At 70.0% G+C, this 4,728-nt stretch carries 6 protein-coding genes and 1 rRNA gene; 5 read left to right on the top strand and 2 right to left on the bottom strand.

Features of this window, described 5'->3' with window-relative positions; all coding sequences use genetic code 11:
• The 4 genes from rrf to ACI3KY_RS20105 all read left to right on the top strand — a co-directional run.
• Positions 1-78: ribosomal RNA gene (rrf, locus tag ACI3KY_RS20090) — 5S ribosomal RNA — on the top strand; the annotation flags it as partial.
• Between the two features lie 78 nt (positions 79-156).
• Complete coding sequence (gene dapE / locus ACI3KY_RS20095; protein WP_404931891.1) at positions 157-1,230, top strand: succinyl-diaminopimelate desuccinylase; 1,074 nt, start codon at positions 157-159, stop codon at positions 1,228-1,230.
• The gene (locus tag ACI3KY_RS20100; protein WP_404931892.1) at positions 1,212-2,438 is read left to right on the top strand and encodes a hypothetical protein; all 1,227 of its coding nucleotides are present in this window, start codon (positions 1,212-1,214) and stop codon (positions 2,436-2,438) included. Before dapE ends, ACI3KY_RS20100 begins: the two co-directional genes overlap by 19 nt.
• 94 nt (positions 2,439-2,532) lie before the next feature.
• On the top strand, positions 2,533-2,706 hold the full coding sequence (locus tag ACI3KY_RS20105) for a DUF3117 domain-containing protein (RefSeq protein ID WP_163620836.1): 174 nt from the start codon (positions 2,533-2,535) through the stop codon (positions 2,704-2,706).
• 19 nt (positions 2,707-2,725) lie between these two features.
• Here the strand turns inward: ACI3KY_RS20105 and ACI3KY_RS20110 are convergent, their stop codons facing one another.
• Entirely contained in the window at positions 2,726-3,361 is a 636-nt protein-coding gene (locus ACI3KY_RS20110) for an O-methyltransferase (RefSeq protein ID WP_404931893.1), read from the bottom strand.
• Between the two features lie 71 nt (positions 3,362-3,432).
• Here ACI3KY_RS20110 and ACI3KY_RS20115 point away from each other — a divergent pair, with 71 nt between their 5' ends.
• On the top strand, positions 3,433-3,828 hold the full coding sequence (locus ACI3KY_RS20115) for a Sec-independent protein translocase TatB (RefSeq protein WP_404931894.1): 396 nt from the start codon (positions 3,433-3,435) through the stop codon (positions 3,826-3,828).
• A 47-nt stretch (positions 3,829-3,875) separates the two neighbouring features.
• Here the strand turns inward: ACI3KY_RS20115 and ACI3KY_RS20120 are convergent.
• Positions 3,876-4,728: P-loop NTPase (locus tag ACI3KY_RS20120; protein WP_404931895.1), on the bottom strand; the 853-nt coding region annotated here is incomplete at its 5' end.

Below are 4,728 nucleotides of genomic sequence, written 5' to 3' on the forward strand. Positions count from 1 at the left end.
CCGAACCCGGAAGCTAAGCCTCTCAGCGCCGATGGTACTGCAGGGGGGACCCTGTGGGAGAGTAGGACACCGCCGGACACCCATTCACGTAATGGCCACCCCCCAAGGGTGGCCATTACGCGTTAACGGCCTCATTCGCGTCGGTAGACTCGGGGGATGCCGCTCGATCTGTCGTTGTCCTCTGCCGAACTCACGCGCATCATCTGCGACATTCCGAGTGTGTCGGGCGATGAGAAGCTGCTGGCCGACATGATCTTCGACGAGATCGCCGCGCTCGATCACCTCGAGGTGTACCGCGACGGCGACACGATCGTCGCCCGCACGAATCTCGGCCGGGCGCAGCGCGTGGTGATCGCGGGTCACATCGACACCGTGCCGATCAACGCCAACGTGCCCACGCGGGACATCGACGTCGACGGCGAGCCGTTCATCTGGGGCCGTGGCACCGTCGACATGAAGGCCGGCGTCGCCGTGCAGCTGAAGCTCGCAGCCGAGCTGGTGGCTCCCCGCGTGGACATCACGTGGATGTGGTACGACCACGAGGAGGTCGACGCCGACCTCAACGGTCTCACCCGCCTGGCGCGCACGCGGCCGGATCTGTTCGCCGGCGATTTCGCGATCCTCGGTGAGCCGTCCAACGGCGAGGTCGAGGGCGGGTGCAACGGCAATCTGCGCGCGATCGTCCGCACGCACGGCACGCGTGCGCACAGCGCCCGCGCCTGGATCGGCGAGAACGCCATCCACAAGGCTGCGCCGATCCTCGGGCGGCTCGCGGAGTACGAGCCGAGGGACGTCGCGGTCGAGGGACTCGTGTACCGCGAGGGGCTCAACGCGGTGCGCATCAGCGGCGGTGTGGCCGGCAACGTGATTCCGGACCTCTGCGAGGTCGAGGTGAACTATCGCTTCGCGCCCAGCAGGGATGTCGAGGAGGCGACGGACCATGTCCGCGACGTGTTCTCGGGTTTCGAGGTCGAGATCGTCGACGCTGCCGTCGGTGCGCGGCCGGGCCTCGACGCCCCGCTGGCGCGGGAGTTCCTCGCGGCCGTGGGCGCCGAGCCCCGCCCCAAGTACGGGTGGACCGACGTGGCGCGTTTCAGCGCATTGGGCGTGCCGGCCGTGAACTACGGTCCCGGCGACCCGCACCTCGCGCACCACGACGAGGAGCGGGTGCCGGTGGCCCAGATCGAAGCGGTCGAGCGGGGCCTGCGCGCGTGGCTGGCGACCGACTGACAGCGGAGCCTCTCGCTCGGCCGTCGCGGGGTCGCGTCGCTCTCCGTGTCCTCGCGATCTACCTGGCCGCGCGACTGGTGACGACTCTCTTCTTGATCCTGGCTGCCGAACTCTCCGGCTTCCAGAGCAGGATGGGAGCGGACGCCGATCTCGGCGACACCGTCGTCGCCTGGGATGGCGCGTGGTACTGGCTGGTGGCGTTCTCGGGGTACCCGAGCCCGTTGCCCCTGACCGACGCCGGCCAGGTCGCCGAGAACGCGTGGGCGTTTCTTCCGCTGTACCCGTATCTGTCGCAGGCGGTCGCCCTGCCGTTCGGCGGACAGTGGGGGACGGGGGCGCTGCTCGTGTCGCTCGTGGCCGGGTATGGGGCATCCGTCGCTCTGTATCGGCTGCTGAGGCTGCGCCTCGACGAGTCGGCGACGCTGTGGGCGGTGGCGTTCTTCGCCAGCGGTCCGCTCGCCGCTCTCTTCCAGGTCGGGTACGCGGAGGCGCTCAACCTCTTCTGGCTCTTCTGCGCGCTGTGGTGCGTGGCGCGGCGACGTTACGGGTGGCTGTACGTCCTCATCCCGCTGATGGCGTTCACGCGGCCCGGCGTGCTGGCGTTCGGACTGTTCCTGGCCCTCTTCGGCGTGTGGAGATGGGTGCGGCGAGCCCGAGAGCCGCTGCGGACCCCCGAGGTCGTGCATATCGTCGCACTCGGCCTGCTGTCGGTCGTCGCCGGCTTCGCGTGGCAGTTCATCGCGGGCTGGGTCACAGGCGAGCCGGGCGCCTATCTCTCCACGGAACTCGCCTGGCGCCGCAACTGGGTGGCCGGCGACCCCTCCTTCGCGCCCTTCGAGCCGTTCCTCGCCGGGATCTCGTTCTGGTTCGAGACGATGTGGCATCTGCCGCTCGCGCTGGGCTACGTCGTCGTCGGCGCGAGCGTGCTGCTGATCGGGGCGGCCCTCGCCCTTCTGCCGCAGGTGCGCCGCCTCGGAGTGGAGATCCGGCTGTGGAGCGTGAGCTACCTCGTCTACCTGCTGCTGGTGTTCTTCCCGCAGTCGAGCATCTTCCGGCTGCTCGTGCCGCTCTCGCCGCTGTGGGGTGCGTTCGCCGTCCCGCGCTCGCGCGTATGGCGGGTGGGCGTGCTCATCGCGTGCCTGGTCGGCCAATGGTGGTGGATCTACAACATGTACGCCCTGGGCAGCAGTTCCTGGCAGGTGCCGTGACCGAAACCAGGATGCCGCTTTCCCCAGGCGTACCCGGGGACGCTTGCCCTCACGATAAACTCGAACTGCAGACCATCGATGAAAAGGAGCCGCAATGGCAGCCATGAAGCCGAGAACCGGAGACGGGCCGATGGAGGCCGTGAAGGAGGGTCGACTCATCATCGTGCGCGTGCCGCTCGAGGGAGGCGGTCGCCTGGTCGTCTCGGTGAACGACGCTGAGGCCAAGGAGCTCTACGACGTCCTGAGCGGCGTCGTCAACGCCGCGTAGAGGCACGTTGCGCGGGGTCTCAGGCGACAGGCACCGTGGTGAGCTGCAGCAGCCCCTCACCGGTGATGGACAGTGCGCCGATGACGGCGGGAGACGCCTGCGTCTCTTGGATGAGTGAGCGGTACGCGGTGGTCACCGGGTCGCGTCGCACCGGATCGGCCACCGCGCCGCCGGCGAGGACGCGGGGCACCAGGACGGTCCCGCCCGCACGCACCAGGCGCAGCCCGTGCTCGACGTACTCGATGACACCGTCGGCATCTGCGTCCACGAGCACGATGTCGTAGGAGGCCTCATTCATCCGGGGGAGGACCTCCGCGGCGCGTCCCGTGATGAAGCGGGCACGGGCCGGCGGGATGCGAGCCTCGCCGAACGCCTGCCGTGCGGCGCCGAGGTGCTCCGGCTCCTTGTCGATCGTGGTGAGGGTCGCCCGTGGCGAGCCGTGCAGCAGCCAGAGGCCGGAGACGCCGGCGCCCGTCCCGATCTCGACGATGTTGAGCGCCTGGGACGCGGCCGCGATCACCGCGCACTGGGCCCCGATGGCCGGGCTGATCGGTGCGGCACCGAGTTCGAGAGCGTGCGCTCGTGCACGCGCGATGTGCTCCGGTTCGCTCGTCGCCTCGTCCACGAACCGCTGGTTCGCGCTCTGCTCGCCCATCGGCACCTCCGCTCGCCAGCCTACGCGGCCGTGCGGCGCTGGCCGCACAGGCACGACGGTAATCTGAAGGCATGATCTTCGGCCTCACGATCGAGAAGCTCCTGCTGATCGGTCTCGTCGCGGCACTCATCCTCGGACCCGAGCGTCTGCCGCGGTATGCGGAGTCCCTCGCGGGACTGACCAAGCGTGCGCGGGAGTGGGTGACCACCGCGCGCACCCGGGTGCGGGACGAGATGGGCGAGGATTTCGACGACGTGGACTGGCGCACCCTCGATCCGCGCCAGTACGACCCCCGACGTATCATCCGCGAGGCGCTGCTGGACGACGCGCCCGTGGCGGGGATCGGAACGACGGCGAAGTCAGCTTCGTCGGCCACCGCCGAACCTGCCGTTCCGACCACGCCGGTGGCGTCCCCCTTCCGTGGTCCGGCGGACGGCCCGACGCCCTACGACTCCGAGGCCACCTGACCCCTGCGGATCGTGACCGCAGAGGGATTGTGACCGCAGACGGATCGTCACCGCGGACGGAACGGGAGCGCGCGCCCGGACAGCCCGCGAGGGGTCTGCGCCAGCTGTGCGGCGATGCCGGCGATGACCCGTGCCGCGGCGTCCTCAGGATGGGCGATGACGGCCGGGATGCCGGCATCCGCGTCCGTCCGCAGCGTCGGGCTCAGCGGAACGGAGCCCAGCAGCGGCACCTCGGCGTCTTCCTGCGTCAGCGCCGCGGCGACGGCGGCGCCCCCGCCGGTCCCGAACAGGTCGAAGACCGTTCCATCGGGCAGCGTCAGGGCCGACATGTTCTCGATGACGCCGATGACCCGCTGACCGGTCTGGCGCGCCACCAGCCCGCTGCGCACGGCCACATCGGATGCGGCGGTCTGCGGGGTGGTCACCACGAGGACCTCGGCGTTCGGCAGCACCTGTCCGACCGAGATCGCGATGTCGCCGGTGCCCGGCGGCATGTCCAGGAGCAGTACGTCCAGGTCCCCGAAGTACACGTCGGTGAGGAACTGCAGCAGCGTGCGATGCAGCATCGGCCCACGCCACGCGACGGCGCCGACAGCGGCCTCGCCGTCCCGGCGGCGCAGGAACATCCCGATCGAGATGACTTTCACGCCGTGCGCGACGGGAGGCAGCATCAGGTCGTCCACGCGGGTCGGCTGCGGCACCGTGCCGTGGGCGTCGACCAGGCCGAGCTGACCGGGGATCGAGAAGCCGTGCACGTCGGCGTCGATGAGCCCCACGGCGAGCCCGCGCGCGGCGAGTGCCGCCGCGAGGTTGGCGGTCACCGTCGACTTGCCGACGCCACCCTTGCCGCTCGTGACGGCGATCACTCGCGTGAGCGTGCCCGGACCGAAGGGCATCTCC

The sequence above is a fragment of the Microbacterium sp. ZW T2_14 genome (assembly GCF_044987405.1).
Classification (GTDB): domain Bacteria; phylum Actinomycetota; class Actinomycetes; order Actinomycetales; family Microbacteriaceae; genus Microbacterium.

What these genes read in the sequence shown, in the direction of transcription:
- dapE (WP_404931891.1), top strand. Translation starts at nt 157, where the DNA reads ATGCCGCTCGATCTGTCGTTGTCCTCTGCCGAACTCACGCGCATCATC.
- ACI3KY_RS20105 (WP_163620836.1), top strand. Translation starts at nt 2,533, where the DNA reads ATGGCAGCCATGAAGCCGAGAACCGGAGACGGGCCGATGGAGGCCGTG.
- ACI3KY_RS20110 (WP_404931893.1), bottom strand. Translation starts at nt 3,361, where the DNA reads ATGGGCGAGCAGAGCGCGAACCAGCGGTTCGTGGACGAGGCGACGAGC.
- ACI3KY_RS20115 (WP_404931894.1), top strand. Translation starts at nt 3,433, where the DNA reads ATGATCTTCGGCCTCACGATCGAGAAGCTCCTGCTGATCGGTCTCGTC.